The sequence below is a fragment of the Roseateles saccharophilus genome, from assembly GCF_031458095.1.
GTDB lineage: Bacteria > Pseudomonadota > Gammaproteobacteria > Burkholderiales > Burkholderiaceae_C > Pelomonas > Pelomonas saccharophila_A.
On the sequence record NZ_JAVDXU010000003.1, the window covers coordinates 675,976 to 695,490 of the forward strand.

A 19,515-nucleotide genomic window follows, 5' to 3' on the forward strand; every position below is an offset into this window, starting at 1 on the left:
CCATTTTAGCGGAGGCGCCCGGACTCAGCCGTGGGGCTGCAGATGGTGGCTGACATGCTCGCGGCGGTCGGTCAGCAATTGGGGCATCAGCGAACCGATGACCATGCCGGCCAGAGCGGCCAGCAGGCCGGCAAGTTGGCCCGGGAAGAGCTCGCCCCAGGTTGTCACCTGCGGGAAGAAGGACACCCAGACGGCGATGCCGGCAAAGATGGAGAACACGGCGCCCTGGGTGGTCGCGCGGCTCCAGTACAGGCCGAAGACCAGGGGCACGAAGGCAGCCACCAGCGTCACCTGATAGGCGGCGCTGACGAGGTCGTAGATGGACGTGCCCTGCAGCGCGATGGCATAGGCCAGCACGGCGAAGGCGAAGATGACCAGGGTCACGCGCATGGCGACCAGGGACTGCTTGTCGCTCATGCCGGGGCGGATCTGCTTGAGGATGTTCTCGACGAAGCTGGTCGTCGGCGCCAGCAGCGTGGCCGACGAGGTGCTCTTGATGGCCGACAGCAAGGCGCCGAAGAACAGGATCTGCATCAGCAGCGGCATATGGCCCATGACAAAGCTGGGCAGCACGCGCTGGTAGTCGTTCTGGGCCAGCTCCAGGGCCTTGTCGCCCATGACGCTGACGGCGGCCAGCACGATGAACATGGGCACGAAGGCAAAGGCGATATAGCTGAAGCCGCCGATCATGGCGCCGCGCTGGGCGGTCTTGGCGTCCTTGGCGGACATGACGCGCTGGAAGACGTCCTGCTGGGGGATGGAGCCCAGCATCATGGTCAGGCCCGAGCCGATGAACATGGCCATCTGCGTGAAGCTGGGCTCGGGCAGGAAGCGGCCGAGGTCGCGACTCTGGGCCAGGGCCAGCACCTTGTCGGCACCGCCGGCCAGGTCGGCCGCAAAGACCGCAATGATGCCCAGGCCGAAGACCAGCACGATCATCTGGATGAAGTCCGTCCAGGCGACGGCCAGGAAGCCGCCGATGACGACGTAGACCAGCACTGCCAGCAGGCCGACGACCATGCCGGTCTGGGGGCTCATGGCGCCGTCGGTCAGGATGTTGAAGACCAGGCCCAGGGCCGTGACCTGGGCGGCCACCCAGCCCAGATAGCTCAGGATGATGGCCAGCGAGCAGAACACCTCCACGCCCTTGCCGAAGCGCTGACGGTAGAAGTCGCCGATGGTCAGCAAATTCATGCGGTAGAGCCGGCTGGCGAAGAAGGCGCCCACCAGCACCAGGCAGAAACCGGCGCCAAACGGGTCCTCGACGACGGCGCCCAGGCCGCCCTGCACGAACTTGGCGGGCAGGCCCATGACCGTTTCGGCACCAAACCAGGTCGCGAAGGTGGTCGTGACGACCATGATCAGCGGCAGGCTGCGTCCGGCAACGGCGAAGTCCGAAGTGTTCTTGATCCGCGTGCCGGCCCAGACGCCAATGCCCAGGGTGCCGAGCAGATAGAGCACGACGAAGACGATGAGCGTGGTGTTCATGGGCGGGGGGAGCGGGGAAAGGACCGAAAAACGGCGCGGATTATGAAGGCGGCGCCGCACGGCGGCCCTAGGGAGTGGAACTTAGAGCGTCAGGCCCAGAAAGCGCGCCGTCAGCCAGGCCGCGGCCACGCCCAGGGCAAAGCCTGCCGCACCCCAAAGCAGGCCGGACAGCAGCCGGTTGGTGCGCCGCAATTCGCGTACCAGGGCGCTCATGTCGGCGTCGCGGCCAGGGTGGGCCTGATTCTTCAGCGCATCGTGCAGCAGGCGCGGCAGCTCGGGGATGAGCTGGGCGAAGCGCGGCGCCTCCTTCTGCAGCTGCTTGGCCAGGGCCGGCCAACCGACCTGCTCATTCATCCAGCGCTCGAGGAAAGGCTTGGCCGTGGCCCACAGGTCCAGCTCGGGGTCGAGCTGGCGGCCCAGGCCTTCGACGTTGAGCAGGGTCTTCTGCAGCAGCACGAGCTGGGGCTGGATCTCGACGTTGAAGCGGCGCGAGGTCTGGAACAGGCGCATCAGCACCTGGCCCAGCGAAATGTCCTTCAGCGGCCGGTCGAAATGAGGCTCGCAGACGGCGCGCACAGCGCTTTCCAGCGCATCGACCCGGGTCTCGGGCGGCACCCAGCCCGAGGCGATGTGCAGCTCGGCCACCCGCTTGTAGTCGCGCTGGAAGAAGGCGATGAAGTTCTGCGCGAGGTAGTCCTTGTCCACCTCGGTCAGCGTGCCCATGATGCCGAAGTCCAGGGCCACATAGCGGCCGAAGGTCTCGGGCGCCAGGCTGACCTGGATGTTGCCCGGATGCATGTCGGCGTGGAAGAAGCCGTCGCGGAACACCTGGGTGAAGAAGATGGTCACGCCGTCGCGGGCCAGCTTGGGGATGTCGATACCGGCGGCCTCGAGCGCGGGTCGGTGCGAGATCGGCACGCCCTTCATGCGCTCCATGACGATCACCTCGGGGCTGCACAGGTCCCAGTGCATCTCGGGCACCAGCACCAGGTCCAGGCCGTCCATGTTGCGGCGCAACTGGGCGGCATTGGCGGCCTCGCGCACCAGGTCCAGCTCGTCGTGGAGGTAAGTGTCAAACTCGGCGACGACCTCGCGCGGCTTCAGGCGCCGGCCGTCGGACGAGAAGCGCTCGATCCAGACCGCCAGCTGACGCATCAGCGACAGGTCGTCGTCGATGACGTCCAGCATGCCCGGGCGCAGCACCTTGACGGCGACCTCGCGGCCGTCCTTCAGCGTCGCGAAATGGACTTGCGCGATGCTGGCGCTGGCCACGGGCTCGGCGTCGAAGCTGGCGAACAGCTCCTCCAGCGGCCGGCCGAAGGCGCGTTCCACCATCTCGCGCGACACCGCAGCGGGAAAGGGCGGCACGCGGTCCTGCAGCTTGGCCAGCTCCAGGGAGACATCCAGCGGCAGCAGATCGCGCCGCGTCGACAGCACCTGGCCGAACTTCACGAAAATGGGGCCAAGGTGCTCCAAAGCGAGGCGCAGGCGCACGCCGCGGGGCTGCTGCCAGCGCCGGCCCAGGCGGGTCAGCCGCCTCAGCAGCTGGAAGCGCCGCCGGCGCAGGCCCGACAGGGCCAGATCATCGAGACCGAAGCGCCAGACCGTCCACAGGATGACCAGCAGCCGCGAGACAAACCTCATGCGCCGCTACCGGACGTCGTCTTCGCGAAACGCGCGGCCATGCCGGACAGGGTACGCCTCAGGGTGCGGCCGAACTGGGCGAGCTGGCGGGCGGGCAAAGGCCCGACGATGCCGGCCAAGTCGTCCTCGATGTCCCAGCGCAGGTTGTCCATCAGCCAGTGCATCTCGCCGGCTACAGCCGCGTCACCCTGCACGCTGACCGTGGGCGGCTCGCCAGTGAGGGCACCCAGGGCCAATTTGGCGGGGTTGGAGGCGTCGATCTCGATGCGCAGACCGCTGGCGCCCTGAGGCGCCGCATCCAGGCGTTCGAAAAGACCCGCGGGTGTGACACCCAGTATCAGATCAGGCGCCGCGGGCAGCAGGCCGGGCCAGCCCGCCAGATGGACGACGAGGCCACGTCCGGCCAGGGGCCGCAGGCGTTGCGCGGCAATGGGCTCCCGCGACACGACATGGTTGATCAGCAAGACAAGGCGGTCCTGCAGGGCCGGCATCAGCAGGGGGCTGAGCGACGGCAGGGGCGGCATGGGCCAGGAAGCAGACATACACAAGATTGTAGGCAGCGGACCATGAACAAGGGACGTGGGCGGTTCGTCTGTCAAATTTGTTGATAGAGAATCCCTGATCGTTTTCCAGACCCGGGCAAACCCGCGCCCGAGGACCACCGCACACCACGATGTTTGAGGACCGCAGCTACAAAAGGACGTTCTACAGCGCACCCCAGTCGGTCGAATCGCTGATTGCCGCCTTTCTCGAACCCGGCCTCATCGTTCTGACCTTTCTTGTCGTGAACGGCCATTTCGACGAGCCGGTGCTGCGCCCGACCTTGACGCTGTGCCTGCTCGTCTTTGCCCTTACCTTCCCGGGCCGCAACCGCTTCGGCGACCACCCGGCGAGTGCCCTTGTGGACGTGCTGTCCTCGTGGTTGGTACTGCTGGGCATCCTGCTGCTGTGCGGCTATGCGACCAACAGCCTGCACTACTTCGAGAACGAAGTGCTGCTGTGGTGGGCCGTCATCACGCCCGTCGCCCAGATCGCTGCCATCGAGACCGGGCGGCGCATCCAGCAGTGGCGGGCGCGTGACCCGAGCGCGCGGCGCACGGCCGTCGTCGTCGGGGCAGGCCCGCTGGGCCACAAGGTGGCGCGCGCCCTGCGCGACTCCCAGGGCGTCATTTGCCTGGGCTATTTCGACGATCGCAGCCCGGAGCGCCTGCATCCCGAGGCCGGAGCATCCATGCTCGGCACGCTGGCCCAGCTCAGCGAATTCGTGCGCGACAAGGGTGTGCGCGAGGTCTACATCACCCTGCCCCTGGGCTCGCAGCCGCGCATCGTCGAACTGCTGGAGCAGGTGCAGGGCACGACGGCCTCCCTCTTCTTCGTGCCCGACGTGTTCGGCATCAGCATCATCCAGGGCCGGCTGCAGGACATCTCCGGTGTGCCGGTCGTCGGCATCTGCGAGACGCCTTTCACGGGCACCAACCAGCTCATCAAGCGGGTCAGCGACATCGTGCTGGCCTCGCTGATCCTGATCCTGATCTCGCCGCTGCTGCTGGTGGTTGCCATCGGCGTCAAACTCAGCTCACCCGGCCCCGTTATCTTCCGGCAGCGCCGCAACGGCCTGGACGGCGAGGAAATCATCGTCTACAAGTTTCGCTCGATGCGCGCCCAGGACAACGGCAATGTCGTCAAGCAGGCCACCAAGGACGACCCGCGCATCACCCGCTTCGGCGCCTTCATCCGCCGCACCTCGCTGGACGAACTGCCGCAATTCATCAACGTGCTGCAGGGCCGCATGAGTATCGTGGGCCCCCGCCCCCACGCGGTCGCCCACAACGAGGAATACCGCAAGCTCATCAAGGCCTATATGGTGCGCCACAAGGTCAAGCCCGGCATCACCGGCTGGGCCCAGGTCAACGGCTTGCGTGGCGAGACCGACACCATCGACAAGATGGTGGCACGCGTCGAATACGATCTGGAATACCTGCGCAACTGGTCGCTGGCCCTCGATCTGCAGATCATCCTGCGGACGGTGAGGCTGGTGGTGTTTGATCGCCATGCCTACTAAGCCTTCTCACCATTGCCGCTGGGCCGCGCTCGCGCCGCTGGCTGCCGCCCTCCTGGCGAATCAGGCCGCGCAAGCGCAGACGGATGACACCACGCCGTTTTATGTCGGTGGATCTCTGGGCTTGGCGCACGTCTCCAACGTCTACAGGGAGTCGACCGCCACCAACAACGACAGGGTCACCAGCGTCGGGCTGCTGGGTGGCATCGACAAGAAGCTGGGTCGGCAACACTTGACGCTGGACGGCTCGGTGCAGGACAACCGGTACTCGGAGAATCGCGATCTAAACAACCTGTCCTACACCCTGAAAGGTGCGGTCAACTGGCAAACAGTGGGCAATCTGTCGGGTGTGCTGAGTGCCAAGTCGGATCGATCCCTCGCCGACTTCAATATCGGCAACGGCGTTGACCCCATCCTCAAGAAGAACATCGAGCGTGAAGATGAATACCAGGCCCTGGTGCGCCTCGGCGTCGCCACGCGCTATACGCTCGAAGCGGGTTGGTCCCACCGACGGCGAGACTTCAGCGCCTCGGAATACGACCGTTTCAACTTCCACCAGAACACCGGCTCCTTCGGCATCTACGCAACACCGGGCGCCAACGTCAGGCTGGGCCTGGCAGCAAGGCACACCAGGGGCCAAAACCCGCGCTATCCCGTCGGCTTTGCGCTGGACCCGGAGACCTTGCAGATCGTGGTCGTGTCGGCGCCCAACGACTACACCCGCAACGACCTCGACTTCACGACGAAGTGGAGTACCGGCGGGCGCAGTACGCTGAACACGCGGATCAGTCGCAGCAAGACCCACAACAGTCTGGACACGCGGCTGCGGGATTTGAGCGGCACGACGGGCAGCCTCGGCTGGAATTGGCAGCCCACAGCCAAATTGCAGCTGAATCTGCAATACGCTCGCGATACCGGCCAGGAAAGCCTGGTTCAGGCCGCCGATCTGAACCGTGTCTACACCTCCCAGCAGCTGGGCGGCAGCTACGCCCTCACCAGCAAGCTCAGCTTGAGCGCCAAGGGCAGTCGCAATCGCAGCACCCGCACGAACTCGACAGGCGCTGCCGTCGTGGATGCGCTGGACGACTTCAAGACCTACAACCTTGGCGTGCGCTGGGCCTTCTCCCGCGGCATCAGTCTCAGCTGTCAATACGACCACGCCGACCGTGACAACAGCGTGCCTCAGTACGTCTACAGCGCCAGCAGCTATGGCTGCACCGCACAAGCCATCCTCTACTGATGACCACCGTTCTGCTCACCGGGGCCGCCGGCTATATCGCTTCGCACACCTGGCTGGCGCTGCAAAAGGCCGGCTACCGCGTCGTCGGCGTCGACAACTTCGTCAACAGCTCACCCGTCGTGCTGGAGCGCCTGGCCGAACTGGCCAGCGCGCCCATCGAGTTCGAGCGTGCCGACGTCTGCGATGCGGCGGCCATGGACGAGATCTTCGGCAGCTACCGGCCCGCCGCCGTCGTGCATTTCGCGGCCTACAAGGCTGTCGGCGAATCGGTCAGCCAGCCGCTGGCCTATTACCGCAACAACCTCGGCGGCCTCGTCAACACCTGCGAGGTCATGAGGCGCCACGGCTGCACGCGCATGGTGTTCAGCTCCAGTGCGACGGTTTACGGCGCACCCGAGAAGCTGCCGCTGCGCGAAGATGCGCCGACTTCGTCGACCAACCCCTATGGCGCCACCAAGCTGATGGGCGAGCAGATCCTGCGCGACCTCGGCGTGGCGGACCCGGGCTGGCAGACGGCCTGCCTGCGTTACTTCAACCCTGTCGGCGCCCATGAGAGTGGCCGTATCGGCGAAGACCCGCGTGGCACACCCAACAACCTGATGCCCTATGTGGCCCAGGTCGCCGTCGGCCGGCGCGAGAAGCTGTCGGTCTTTGGCAACGACTACCCGACACCGGACGGCACGGGCGTGCGCGACTACATCCACGTCACCGACTTGGCCCAGGGTCATGTCGCGGCGCTGCGCTGGCTGCTGGCCAACCCGGGTTCGCTGACCGTCAATCTGGGCACTGGACAGGGGTATAGCGTGCTGGATCTGGTGCGCGCCTACGAGGCCGCCAGTGGTCGCAAGGTGCCCTATGAAGTCGTGCCGCGCCGCCCAGGCGATATCGCGGCCTGCTGGGCCGACCCGAAACTGGCCCGTGAGTTGCTTAACTGGGAAGCCAAGCTCGACCTTGCCCGCATGTGCGAGGACAGCTGGCGCTGGCAACACGACAATCCCCATGGATTCAAACCTGCCTGACACGGGCGCAAAACAATGATCCAGGTTCAACCCGTCATCATGGCCGGCGGCTCCGGCACCCGGCTGTGGCCGCTGTCGCGCAGCGGCTATCCCAAGCAGTTCCTCGTGCTGTCCGGCAATGAAAGCCTATTCCAGCTGGCTGCGCGCCGCCTCGCCGCGCTGGCCTCACCCGAGTTCGAGCTGGCCGGCCCCTGCATCGTCGGCAACGAGGAGCACCGTTTCCTGGTCCTGGACCAGTTGCGCGAAACCCGGCAGGAACCCAGCAGCGTGCTGCTGGAGCCCATGGGCCGCAACACGGCTCCGGCGCTGACGCTGGCCGCCCTGGCGGCACTCGAGGGCGGCAAGGACCCGGTGCTCGTCGTCACGCCGGCCGACCAGACCGTCACCAACGCCGCCGCCTTCACGTCCGCGCTGCAGGATGCCGTGCGCATCGCCGCGGAAGGCGCCATCGCCATCCTCGGCATCACGCCGGACCGCCCCGAGACGGGCTATGGCTATATCCGCACCGCCGGCGACTCGGCCAGCCTGTCGGTGGCCCAGTTCGTCGAGAAGCCCAACCTCGAGACCGCCCAGCGCTATCTGGCCGAGGGCGACTACTACTGGAACAGCGGCATGTTCGTGCTGCGTGCCAGCGTCTGGATGAAGGCGCTGGAGCGCTTCCGTCCCGACATCGCCACGGCCACGCGCGCGGCCTGGGACGCGCGCAAGACCGACGCCAAGTTTGTGCGCCCGGGCAAGGCGGAGTTCGCCGCCGTGCCCAGCGAGTCCGTGGACTACGCCGTCATGGAACGCTGCCCCGGCACCGACATCCCTCTGCGCATGGTGGCGCTGGATGCCGGCTGGAACGACCTGGGCGCCTGGGAGGCCGTCTGGCAGGTGGCCGAAAAAGACGCCGACGGCAACGCTTTTGTCGGTGACGCCCTGATCGCCGACAGCAAGAACACCCTGGTCCACGCCACCAGCCGCCTCGTCGGCGTGGTCGGCCTGACCGACATCGTCGTCGTCGAGACGGCCGACGCCGTGCTGGTGAGCGACCGCGCTCGCAGCCAGGAGGTCAAGCAGATCGTCAACCGCCTGGGCGCCGAACAGCGCGGCGAACACGCCCTGCACCGCAAGGTGCACCGCCCCTGGGGCTGGTACGACAGCATCGACTCGGGCGAGCGCTTCCAGGTCAAGCGCATCATGGTCAAGCCGGGGGCCTCCCTGAGCCTGCAGATGCACCACCACCGCGCGGAGCACTGGATCGTCGTCAGCGGCACGGCCGAGATCGTCAACGGCGACAAGACCATCCTGCTGACCGAGAACCAGTCCACCTACATCCCGCTGGGCCAGACCCATCGCCTGGCCAATCCGGGCAAGGTGCCGCTGGAGATCATCGAGGTGCAGTCGGGCTCCTACCTGGGCGAGGACGACATCGTCCGCTTCGAAGACACCTACGGAAGAACATGACCATCCTCGTCACCGGCGGCGCCGGCTTCATCGGCAGCAATTTCGTGCTGGACTGGCTGCGCCAGTCGGATGAGTCCGTCATCAACCTCGACGCGCTGACCTATGCCGGCAACCTCGAGAACCTCGCCTCGGTGGACGGCGACGCGCGCTACATCTTCGTCAAGGGCGACATCTGTGACCGCAGCCTGGTCGACCAGCTGCTGTCCACGCACAAGCCGCGCGCCATCGTCCATTTCGCGGCCGAAAGCCATGTGGACCGGTCCATCCAGGGCCCCGGCGCCTTCATGAAGACGAATGTCGAAGGCACGTTCACGCTGCTGGAAGCCGCACGCGCCTACTGGACGGGACTCGTAAGCGAGGCCAGGCAGGCCTTCCGCTTCCACCACGTCTCCACCGATGAAGTCTATGGCTCGCTGAAGCCGTCGGACCCACCCTTCGCCGAAACCAATCCCTACGAGCCCAACAGCCCCTATTCGGCCAGCAAGGCTGCCAGCGACCACCTCGTGCGTGCCTGGCATCACACCTACGGCCTGCCGGTCGTCACGACCAACTGCTCGAACAACTACGGGCCCTATCACTTCCCCGAGAAGCTGATCCCGCTGATGATCGTCAACGCGCTGGCGGGCAAGCCCCTGCCCGTCTATGGCGACGGCCAGCAGATCCGCGACTGGCTCTACGTGACCGACCACTGCAGCGGCATCCGCGCCGTGCTGGCCGGAGGCCATCTTGGCGAGACCTACAACATCGGCGGCTGGAACGAGAAGGCCAACATCGACATCGTCAAGACGGTCTGCGCCCTGCTGGACGAGCTCAAGCCCTCGCCCGAAGGCCCTTATGAGCGCCTGATCACCTATGTGAAGGACCGCCCCGGCCACGACCGCCGCTATGCCATCGATGCGCGCAAGATCGAGCGCGAACTGGGCTGGCGCCCGGCCGAGACCTTCGACACCGGCATTCGCAAGACGGTGCAGTGGTATCTCGACCATCCGGACTGGGTGGCCCGCGTGCAGAGCGGTGCCTACAAGGACTGGGTCGCCAAGCAGTACACGCCATGAAGATTCTGCTGCTGGGCAAGGGCGGCCAGGTCGGCTGGGAGCTGCAGCGCTCGCTGGCCGTCGCCGGCGAAATCGTCGCGATGGACCATGACGATGGCGCCGACTTCACCCAGCCCGAAGCCCTGTTGGCCAGGGTCAGGAGCATTGCTCCCCAAGTCATCGTCAATGCCGCAGCCCACACGGCCGTCGACAAGGCCGAAAGCGAGCCCGAGCTGGCACGCCAGATCAATGCCAGGACACCTGCCCTGCTCGCCATCGAGGCCAAGCGCATGGGCGCCATGCTGGTGCACTACTCGACGGACTATGTCTTCGACGGCAGCGGCAGCCACGCGCGCGACGAAGAAGCCCCCATCGGCCCCTTGAGCGTCTACGGCGCCACCAAGGCCGAGGCGGAGGACGCCATCCGCGCCAGTGGATGCCAGCACCTCATCCTGCGCACCAGCTGGGTCTATGGTGCCCGAGGCGGCAACTTCGCCAAGACCATGCTGCGCCTGGCCGCCGAGCGCGAGCAGCTCAAGGTCATCGCCGACCAGATCGGCGCCCCCACTGGCGCCGACCTGCTGGCCGACCTGACTGTGCACATGTTGCGCGCCGCGCGCGTGAATCCAGCCTTGACCGGCACCTACCACGCGGTAGCGGGCGGCGAAACAAGCTGGCACAACTATGCGCGATTCGTCATCGAGTTCGCGCGGACAAGAGATAGCCTGATCAAGGTTGCTGCGGAGCAGGTACTGCCGATCCCGACGAGCGACTATCCAACGCCCGCCAGACGCCCGCTGAATTCGCGACTTTCCACGGACAAGCTGCAGCAGCGCTTCGGCCTGCGGCTGCCAGGCTGGCAGCAGGGGGTCGAGCGCATGCTGAACGAAATTCTTTGAGGTCTCCAATGAAAAACCGCAAGGGCATCATCCTCGCCGGAGGCTCTGGCACGCGCCTGCATCCGGCGACGCTGGCCGTCAGCAAGCAGTTGCTGCCGGTCTACGACAAGCCCATGGTCTATTACCCGCTGAGCACCCTGATGCTGGCGGGCATCCGCGACATCCTACTGATCAGCACGCCCCAGGACACACCCCGCTTCGAAGCCCTGCTCGGCGACGGTTCGCGCTGGGGCCTGAACATCAGCTATTGCGTCCAGCCCAGCCCCGACGGCCTGGCCCAGGCCTTCATCCTGGGCCGCGACTTTGTCGGCGGTGCGCCCAGCGCGCTGGTGCTGGGCGACAATATCTTCTACGGTCACGACTTTGCTGGCCTGCTCGGCAGCGCGACAGGTCGTGAAAGCGGCGCCAGCGTTTTTGCCTATCACGTGACGGACCCCGAGCGCTACGGCGTTGTCGCATTCGACCGCGGCCTGCGGGCGCTTTCCATCGAGGAAAAGCCCAAGGTGCCCAAGAGCAATTACGCCGTCACGGGCCTGTACTTCTACGACGAGCAGGTCTGCGATATCGCCGCCAGCATCAAGCCCAGCGCGCGCGGCGAGCTGGAAATTACCGACGTCAACGCGCATTACCTGAAGCAAGGTCAGCTCAGCGTCGAGATCATGGGGCGTGGCTATGCCTGGCTGGATACCGGCACCCACGACAGCCTGATGGAGGCTGGCCAGTTCATCGCCACGCTGGAAAAGCGGCAGGGCCTGAAAGTCGCTTGCCCCGAGGAAATCGCCTTCCGCTCTGGCTGGATCAACGCTGCGGAGCTTGAAGCCTTGGCCCGGCCACTGGCCAAGAACGGCTACGGCCAGTACCTGCTCAAGCTGCTCACCGATCTGGCACATTGACCATGAATCTGACCCCTACGGCCCTGCCCGAGGTTCTGCTCATCGAACCCAAGGTCTTTGGTGACGCCCGCGGCTTCTTCATGGAAAGCTGGAACGAGGAGCGCTTCAACCAGGCCGTCGGCTACGACGTCCATTTCGTTCAGGACAACCACTCGCGCTCCTCGCGCGGCGTGCTTCGCGGGCTGCACTACCAACTCGCCCCGCATGCCCAGGGCAAGCTGGTGCGCTGCGTATCCGGGGCGGTATTCGATGTCGCCGTCGACATGCGGCGGTCCAGCCCGAATTTCGGCCGCTGGGTCGGTTACGAGCTGTCGGCCGAGAACCGACGCCAGGTCTGGATTCCGCCCGGCTTTGCCCACGGCTTCGTCGTCATCAGCGAAACCGCGGACTTTCTCTACAAGACCAGTGGACGCTATGCGCCCGAACAGGAGGGAGCAGTGCGCTGGGATGATCCGACCATCGGCGTTGACTGGCCCCTTGACGGTATCCAGCCTCAGCTGTCGGCCAAGGATGTGGCAGCGCCGCTGCTGCAACAGGCGCGCTGCTTCGACTGAAGGTTCCAGGGCCCCGCTGAGCGCACGTCAGGCGCCAGCCTCATGGCCCTGGCTCCCGCAAGGTTCATGCGCGCGCGTCGCCCCAGCGCAATGGCGTGATCTCGTCGCCCACATAGCTGGTGTGGCCAGTGCGATCCACGCAGTACTGGGGCGAGATGATCATCTCGCGCACGGTCATGCCCTCGCCGATGCGGGTGTGCTCGATCAGGATGGACTTCTCCACGACCGAACCGGCTCGCAGATGCGAGCCGTGCCCGATCCAGGTCGGCCCGACCACACGGGCACCAGGTTCGATGCGCACGTTGGAGCCTATGTAGACGGGCCCCTCGATATGCACCTTGTCCCAGTCCACTGAGGTGTTGAGACCGACCCACACCTGAGGCCGCACCTCGCGACCGGGCATGTCCATCTGCGCAACTTCACCGGCCATCACCTGCTGCGTGACGGCCCAGTAGTCGGTCACGCGACCGATATCAATCCAGTTGAACGGCCGCTTCTGGGCAAAGAAGGGCAGCCCCTTCTCGACCAGCAAGGGAAACAACTGGCTGCCGATGTCGAACTCCACGCCCGATGGGATCAGATCGAGCACCGCCGGCTCGAAGATGTAGATGCCCGTTGAAGCCAGGGTGCTCCTGGCCTCCTCGGGCTTGGGCTTTTCCTGAAACGAAGTCACACGGCCGTCGGCATCGGCGACAACGATGCCGTAATTCTTGGTCTGGTCGCGGGGCACCTCGAGGGTGACGACGCTCGCGATGGCTCCCTTGGCCTTGTGCTCGGCCAGCGCCGCGCCAATGTCCAGATCGATGACGGCATCGCCGCACAGCACCAGGAAGGTTTCGTCGAAGAAACCGCCGAAGTCCTGGATCTTGCGCATGCCACCCGCCGAACCGACAGGCTTGCAGACGATTTCACCTTGCTCTCGCACACCTTCGTACGAATACCCCAGCTCGACGCCCCATCGGTGGCCGGAACCGAAGTAGTTCTCGATCTTCCAGTGCATGAAGGCCACGTTGACCATGATCTGCTTGACGCCATGGCGCGCCAGATGCTCGACCAGGTACTCCATGACCGGCTTGCCCAGGATGGGCACCATCGGTTTGGGCGTGTGCTTTGTCAGCGGGCGCACCCGAGTGCCCTGGCCGGCGGCCAGGATCATTGCTTTGGCCATACCGGCCTCCTAACGCAGTGAGTGATGCGCGGGAGCAAGCAAGGCCCAGGCCTGCCCCAAGCAGTTAGGGGGTCAGCCGCGACCGATGCCGCTGTAGTCGATGCCCAGCGCCTTCATCAGCTTGGGGTCGTAGAGATTGCGGCCGTCAAACACCATCGGCGCCTTCAACGCAGCCTTGATCGCATCGAAGTCCGGCGTGCGGAACTCCTTCCACTCGGTCACGATCAGCAGCGCGTCCGCACCCTGGAGCGCGGCCTCGGCGCGCTCCACCAGCGTCACGTCGTCACGCGGGCCCAACACACGGGCCGTCTCAGGCATCGACACCGGGTCGTAGGCCGCCACCGTCGCGCCGCGCTTCGTCAGCTCGTCGATGACCACCAGCGACGGCGCCTCGCGCATGTCGTCGGTATTGGGCTTGAAGGCCAAGCCCCAGATGGCGAAGCGGCGCCCCTTCAGGTCATTGCCAAAGCGGGCCACCACCTTGTCGACCAGCACGCGCTTCTGGCGCTCGTTGGCTTCCTCGACGGCTGTCAGCACCTTCAGCGGGATGCCGTTGTCGGCGGCGGTCTTCACCAGCGCCTTGACGTCCTTGGGGAAGCAGGAGCCGCCGTAGCCGGCACCAGCGTAGAGGAACTGGTAGCCGATGCGCGGATCGGAGCCGATGCCGCGGCGCACCAGCTCGATGTCGGCACCGACGCGTTCGGCCAGCAGGGCCAGCTCATTCATGAAGCTGATGCGCGTGGCCAGCATCGCATTGGCGGCGTACTTGGTGAACTCGGCGCTCTTCACGTCCATGACCAGCATGCGGTCCTGGGTACGGTTGAAGGGCGCGTACAGGGCGCGCATCAGCAGCGTGGCCTGCTCGTCGTCGGAGCCGATGACCACGCGATCCGGCTTCATGAAGTCCTCGACCGCCGCGCCTTCCTTCAGGAACTCGGGGTTGGAGACGACCGCATAAGCCATATCCCCCAGGCCGCGCTTCTCGAGCTCTTCCTTGACCGCGGCGCGGACCTTGTCGGCCGTACCAACCGGCACCGTGCTCTTGTCGACGATGACCTTGTAGTCCGTCATACGCTGGCCGATGGAGCGGGCCGCGGCCACAACGTATTGCAGGTCGGCAGAGCCGTCTTCATCCGGCGGCGTGCCCACGCCGATGAAGAGCAGAGTGCCATGGTTCACGGCCATGTCCACGTCGGTCGTGAACTGCAGGCGGCCCGCCGCCACATTGCGACGCACCACTTCCAGCAGCCCCGGCTCGTGGATGGGGATCTCGCCATCGTTGAGGATGCGGATCTTCTCGGGATTCACATCCAGGCAAACCACATGGTTGCCCATTTCGGCCAGGCAGGCCCCGGTGACCAGGCCCACATAGCCGGTGCCGATGGCGGTGACTTTCATTCTCAATCCTCGTGCAAAAACGGTTCACCCGTTTGTAACGCAGGCGCGTGACAGCGCCGTGGGAATCAGACCTTGTAGTAGTCCCGATACCAGGCGACAAAGCGCTGAATTCCTTCAGGTACAGGCATCGCAGGGCGAAAGTCTGTCCAGGCTGCGAGTTCCTCCACATCGGCGTGCGTGGCCGGCACGTCGCCATCCTGCAGCGGCATGTAGTTCTTGATTGCCTCACGGCCCACCGCCTGCTCGATGGCCTCGATGAAGCTCATCAGTTGAATAGGCGCATGGTTGCCAATGTTGAACACGCGATAGGGCGCGCTGGAACGCGCCGGATCGGCCTTGCTCGGGTCGTAGGTCGGGTCCGCCGTCGCCGTGCGGTCCAGCACGCGCACCACACCCTCGGCAATGTCGTCGACATAGGTGAAGTCGCGAATCATCTTGCCGTGATTGAAGACGTTGATGGGCCGCCCTTCGATGATCGCCTTGGTGAACAGGAAGAGAGCCATGTCGGGGCGGCCCCACGGGCCGTACACCGTGAAGAAGCGCAGGCCCGTCGTCGGCAACCCAAAAAGGTGCGAATAGGTATGGGCCATCAGCTCGTTGGCCTTCTTCGTCGCGGCGTAGAGGCTGATGGGATGGTCGACGCTGTGATGCTCCGAGAAGGGCATCAGCGTGTTGCCGCCATAGACGCTGGAGCTGGACGCGTAGGCCAGGTGCTGCACACCGCCGTGGCGGCAGCCTTCCAGGATGTTGGTAAAGCCGACGATGTTGCTGTCGATGTAGGCGTGGGGGTTCTCGATGGAATAGCGCACGCCGGCTTGGGCGGCGAGGTGCACGACACGGTCGAAACGCTGCTCGGCGAAGAGCTTGGCCATGCCTTCGCGGTCGGCCACGTCCATCTTCACGAAGCTGAAGCCGGCCTTGGGCGTCAAACGCGCCAAACGGTCATGCTTGAGCTGGGGGCTGTAATAGTCGTTCAGGTTGTCCAGGCCTACCACCTGATCGCCCCGCGCCAGAAGGATCTGGCTGACATGCATACCGATGAATCCGGCGGCGCCGGTGACGAGGACTTTCAACGCTGATCTCCCACTTGCAATTGAGGCTCGCTGTCGCGCAAGCCGGCGACAAGGCGCCGCCGCGAGCCCAGTATTCTCCCTCAGGGGTAGGCGATAGCACGCGCCCCTCCCCCACAAGCAGGGTCTGCCCCGCTGGGCATCCCGAGCCCTCGAAACCGCTCCTCCTACAAAGTCCCGAGCGCCTCGTCACCCCTCACTAGCGGGGGTTAGGTGCATTCCCTGCCCCCTGCAGGCGGAATTAGTGCTCGTTCGTTTCAATGCCTTACCCCCACTGCCCCCGAACTGCGAGTTATCTCACTGCGTCGCAGAGGGGCTCTCAAGACAATTCCGGGCACACGCTGAATGAAGTCCGATCAGCGGCAACCCAGAGTTTTCGACCATGAAGCAAAGCGATCACAAACTTGTAGACACCCGCAAGGGCGCCCTGGCTGGGCTGGTGGCTTCCACCGCCCTCCTCGCCGCCTGCGGCGGTGGATCCGGCGCTTCGGACAGCGCCAGCGCGACCCCCGCGGCCGCGACGGTTCCCGCCGCGACCGCGGCCAGTGTCGAACAGCCCATGGCCAAGGCCATGGCCGCGGGCGATCCCGGCACCAACCTGGTGATCAAGGCCCGCGGTGTCCTCGCCGGAAACGTCGGCCCGACCATCGAGATCCGCGTCAACGGCCTGCAGGTCGCCACCACCGAAGTGCGCTCCACCACGCTGCAGGACTACAGCTTCAGCGTCGCCGGCCTCGGCCCCGGCAGCGCCATCGACATCGTCTACACCAATGACGCCGTCGTCGGCGGCATTGATCGCAACCTGTGGGTCAATTCAATCACCGTCAACGGCCAGCCCTATGCCTCGACCTCGGCCAGCGTGGTCTTCGACCGCGGCAGCGGCAGCGCCGCCTTCGACGGCATCGACACCCTGCCCGGCCAGGAAGGCCTGTTCTGGAACGGCGCCCTGCGCTTCCGGATCCCCGGCGGCGCGGCGAGCGCCGTCTCCAGCACGGGCGTCTACGTCGACGCCTCCGCCGGCAATGACGCCAACCCCGGCACCCAGGCCCAGCCCTGGAAGACCTTGCGCAAAGTCACCGAGGCCCGGCTGACGACCGGCCAGAGCGTCTTCCTGCGCTGCGGCCAAGTCTGGCGCGAATCGCTGTCGCTGGACAGCATCCAACTGGCCAATGGCGTCAATGTCGTCGGTTATGGCACCGAGTGCGCGACGACCAAGGCCACTATTTCAGGCGCCGACGTCTTCAACGGTGGTTGGACCAAGAACGGCAACGTGTGGTCGCGTGCAGTTCCCGCCGGCACCCCCAAGATCCGCCGCCTCTTCATCGACGGCAGCTCACAGGCCACGGCCCGCTGGCCCAACACCACTTCAACCTCCCAAGGGTATGCGCTGGTCAATTCAACCGGTGGCGGCGCCAAGTGGTCCATCCGCGTCGCCGATGGTGATCTCACGGCCCTGTCCGGCAACGACCTTGCCGGAGCTGCCCTGTATGCGCGCACCATGGCCTACAAGATCGAGGCGCGCCGCGTGGCAAGCTTCGACTCCGGCACGGGCACGCTGAACCTCACGTCCGGCACCGATTTCACGATCGACGCCGGCGAGGGCTACGTGCTTGAAGACAAGCTCTGGATGCTCGACGCGCCGGGTGAGTTCTTCCACGACACCACCAACAACCGCCTGTATGTCTACCCTTCCGCTGCTCTGGCCCAGGCGGATCTGAACGTTCGCAACGTAGAGGGAAGCGTCCGGGATGTGGCCCTTCGCATCGCGGACCGTTCGGGCGTTGGCGTACGCGATCTGGTGCTGCAACGGGCGCGAGTCAGTGGCCTGGTTCTGCAGAATGCCAGCAGTGCCATCGTCGAACGCATCGAGGCCCGGGACAACGGCGAATCGGGCGTCTCCTCGGTACAGGTCGACACCCTGCCCGGCGCGACGATCCGCAGCAGCCGCATCAGCAACAACTTCGTCTACGGCATTGACGCCGGCTTCGGCGGCCCCACCACGATCAGCGACAACAACGTGACTGAGACCGGCACCATCAGCTACCCCGGCTGGACCCACGCGGCCATCGAGGGCGGCAAGGGGGCAAAGATTCTCAACAACATCGTCGACGGTGCGGCCTACCACGGCATCCGTTTCTCGGGAACGGGCGGCAGCATGGTCACGAACAACGCGGTGACACGCTACTGTGTGCGCCTGTCGGATTGCGGCGCCATCTATACCTGGAACGGCCCCAAGCTGACGGGCTCGACCCAGCTCGCCACGGTCGAGAACAACCAGGTGCATGGCGGCAGGCCGAACGTCGAAGGCGCTGTTGGCCTCGGCATCGAGGTCGTCGGCGGCATCTTCCTGGACGACTTCTCGCACGGCGTCACGGTGCGCAACAACATGGTCCGCGACGTACCCTTCGGCCTGGTGCTGCGCAACGGCTCGAACGATGTCTTCGAGTCGAACCGGGTGTGGCTCCCGACACGGGCCGCGGTCGCGGTGACCAACGACCAGACCGATCGCGACTATCTGGTCGGCAACACCTTCCGCAACAACCAGTTCGTGCCGGTCAAGTCGGCGGTGAACCAGTTCCCGGCGCTGCCGACCTTCAGCGAGTCGTACCCCATCTGGTTCTCCAACAATTTCGGCGCCGCCTCGTCGATCAGTTCCGGCAACAACACCTTCACGGGCAACCAGGTGGTGCGTTTCGACGGCAGCACGGACGGCGTGCACGCCTGGCTGCGTTCGAACACTGAAGACACGCGGATGAGTTCGGCCGCCTGGGCCGCTTTCAACCGCCTCGACGCGCCGACCGCCACGCCGATGGCGTTTGCCCTGTACCAGCTGACTCTCGGCCCCGAGCTCGTGCCCGGCGGCAACTTCGACAGCGGTTTTGGCGCCTGGAACAGCTGGTTCAGCAATGCGGGCAACGGCGGCAGCGCCGGCACCTCCTCCGGTGGCGGCTGCATCGGCACCTGCGTGCAGTTGACGGCTGGCACCAGCAACGACTGGATCGCGAGCCCCGGTTTCGTGATGCGCGCCGGTGCCCCGCACCTGTATCGCTACACCGCAACGCTGGGTGGCGCCGCCACGCTGGGCTGGCCTTACATCAGCCGCAACGCAACACCCTGGGACAGCATGGCCACCGCCGGCTATACCTCGTCGGTGGCACTGAGCGGCAGCGCCGGCCAGGTCATTCGCTACGAAGCCTTCTTCACGCCGAAGTCAAGCGCCGAGGCGCGTGTCAACCTGCAGGTCAAGACGCCCGGCGTCTCCGTGCGGTTCGACTCGGTGTCGGTCCGCGAGATCACCGGCTTCTCGTTCTCCACCACCGCCGACTGGGCCGCAGTCGCCACCGCGCCGGCAGGCCAGAGCAGCACGGTCTCTTGCGCCTCGCTGGGCTGGCCGGCCGGCTGCAGCGCAACCACCATCGACGGTGTTGCGGTGACCCTGCCGCAGACGCTGACCGCCGGCAGCTCTCAGCTGTACCTGCGAACCGACTCGAGCTGGCGCCGCTGAACGCGCTGGGTGTAACGTTTCAATAGTTGTTCATCCGTTCCTGATTTGGGAAGCTGGGGTTGTCGAGACCTTCCCCACCCAAGCAGGAGAACGGA

15 protein-coding genes are annotated in these 19,515 nt (G+C 65.5%); 9 read left to right on the forward strand and 6 right to left on the reverse strand.

Annotation, left to right across the window (positions count from 1 at the left end; all coding sequences use genetic code 11):
* Positions 1-24: 24 nt before the first annotated feature.
* The 3 genes from J2X20_RS22055 to J2X20_RS22065 all read right to left on the reverse strand — a co-directional run bounded on the left by J2X20_RS22055 (position 25) and on the right by J2X20_RS22065 (position 3,674).
* Positions 25-1,488, reverse strand: coding sequence for a high affinity choline transporter 1 (locus J2X20_RS22055; protein ID WP_310269551.1), 1,464 nt, complete (start codon positions 1,486-1,488; stop codon positions 25-27).
* An 81-nt stretch (positions 1,489-1,569) separates the two neighbouring features.
* On the reverse strand, positions 1,570-3,132 hold the full coding sequence (gene ubiB / locus J2X20_RS22060) for a ubiquinone biosynthesis regulatory protein kinase UbiB (protein WP_310269554.1): 1,563 nt from the start codon (positions 3,130-3,132) through the stop codon (positions 1,570-1,572).
* Complete coding sequence (locus J2X20_RS22065) at positions 3,129-3,674, reverse strand: hypothetical protein (protein WP_310269557.1); 546 nt, start codon at positions 3,672-3,674, stop codon at positions 3,129-3,131. Before J2X20_RS22065 ends, ubiB begins: the two co-directional genes overlap by 4 nt.
* 131 nt (positions 3,675-3,805) lie before the next feature.
* Between J2X20_RS22065 and J2X20_RS22070 the strand changes: the two genes are divergently transcribed.
* The 8 genes from J2X20_RS22070 to rfbC are packed head-to-tail and all read left to right on the forward strand — an operon-like array spanning position 3,806 to position 12,279.
* Complete coding sequence (locus tag J2X20_RS22070) at positions 3,806-5,194, forward strand: undecaprenyl-phosphate glucose phosphotransferase (protein ID WP_310269560.1); 1,389 nt, start codon at positions 3,806-3,808, stop codon at positions 5,192-5,194.
* Entirely contained in the window at positions 5,175-6,431 is a 1,257-nt protein-coding gene (locus tag J2X20_RS22075) for a hypothetical protein (RefSeq protein WP_409034184.1), read from the forward strand. The genes J2X20_RS22070 and J2X20_RS22075 overlap by 20 nt, the downstream gene beginning before the upstream one ends.
* On the forward strand, positions 6,431-7,450 hold the full coding sequence (galE, locus tag J2X20_RS22080) for a UDP-glucose 4-epimerase GalE (RefSeq protein WP_409034185.1): 1,020 nt from the start codon (positions 6,431-6,433) through the stop codon (positions 7,448-7,450). The genes J2X20_RS22075 and galE overlap by 1 nt, the downstream gene beginning before the upstream one ends.
* A 15-nt stretch (positions 7,451-7,465) precedes the next feature.
* Complete coding sequence (locus J2X20_RS22085) at positions 7,466-8,899, forward strand: mannose-1-phosphate guanylyltransferase/mannose-6-phosphate isomerase (protein ID WP_310269563.1); 1,434 nt, start codon at positions 7,466-7,468, stop codon at positions 8,897-8,899.
* Positions 8,896-9,954 carry a dTDP-glucose 4,6-dehydratase gene (rfbB, locus tag J2X20_RS22090; protein WP_310269566.1) on the forward strand — a complete coding sequence of 353 codons (1,059 nt, stop codon included), beginning with the start codon at positions 8,896-8,898 and terminating at the stop codon, positions 9,952-9,954. Before J2X20_RS22085 ends, rfbB begins: the two co-directional genes overlap by 4 nt.
* A complete protein-coding gene (gene rfbD, locus J2X20_RS22095) occupies positions 9,951-10,832 on the forward strand; it encodes a dTDP-4-dehydrorhamnose reductase (protein WP_310269569.1) in 882 nt (293 codons plus the stop codon). Before rfbB ends, rfbD begins: the two co-directional genes overlap by 4 nt.
* A gap of 8 nt (positions 10,833-10,840) precedes the next feature.
* The gene (gene rfbA / locus J2X20_RS22100; RefSeq protein WP_310269572.1) at positions 10,841-11,725 is read left to right on the forward strand and encodes a glucose-1-phosphate thymidylyltransferase RfbA; all 885 of its coding nucleotides are present in this window, start codon (positions 10,841-10,843) and stop codon (positions 11,723-11,725) included.
* 2 nt (positions 11,726-11,727) lie between these two features.
* Complete coding sequence (gene rfbC / locus J2X20_RS22105) at positions 11,728-12,279, forward strand: dTDP-4-dehydrorhamnose 3,5-epimerase (RefSeq protein WP_310269575.1); 552 nt, start codon at positions 11,728-11,730, stop codon at positions 12,277-12,279.
* Between the two features lie 64 nt (positions 12,280-12,343).
* Here the strand turns inward: rfbC and J2X20_RS22110 are convergent, their stop codons facing one another.
* From J2X20_RS22110 to J2X20_RS22120, 3 genes are all read right to left on the reverse strand, one after another.
* Positions 12,344-13,435 (reverse strand): nucleotidyltransferase family protein, encoded by a 1,092-nt coding sequence (locus J2X20_RS22110; RefSeq protein ID WP_310269576.1) that lies wholly within the window; start codon positions 13,433-13,435, stop codon positions 12,344-12,346.
* An 84-nt stretch (positions 13,436-13,519) separates the two neighbouring features.
* The gene (locus J2X20_RS22115) at positions 13,520-14,845 is read right to left on the reverse strand and encodes a UDP-glucose dehydrogenase family protein (RefSeq protein ID WP_310269579.1); all 1,326 of its coding nucleotides are present in this window, start codon (positions 14,843-14,845) and stop codon (positions 13,520-13,522) included.
* Between the two features lie 65 nt (positions 14,846-14,910).
* Positions 14,911-15,918, reverse strand: a complete 1,008-nt coding sequence (locus J2X20_RS22120) for an NAD-dependent epimerase (RefSeq protein ID WP_310269581.1) — start codon at positions 15,916-15,918, stop codon at positions 14,911-14,913.
* 379 nt (positions 15,919-16,297) lie between these two features.
* Between J2X20_RS22120 and J2X20_RS22125 the strand changes: the two genes are divergently transcribed.
* Positions 16,298-19,420, forward strand: a complete 3,123-nt coding sequence (locus J2X20_RS22125) for a carbohydrate-binding domain-containing protein (protein WP_310269583.1) — start codon at positions 16,298-16,300, stop codon at positions 19,418-19,420.
* The last annotated feature ends 95 nt before the right edge of the window (positions 19,421-19,515 follow it).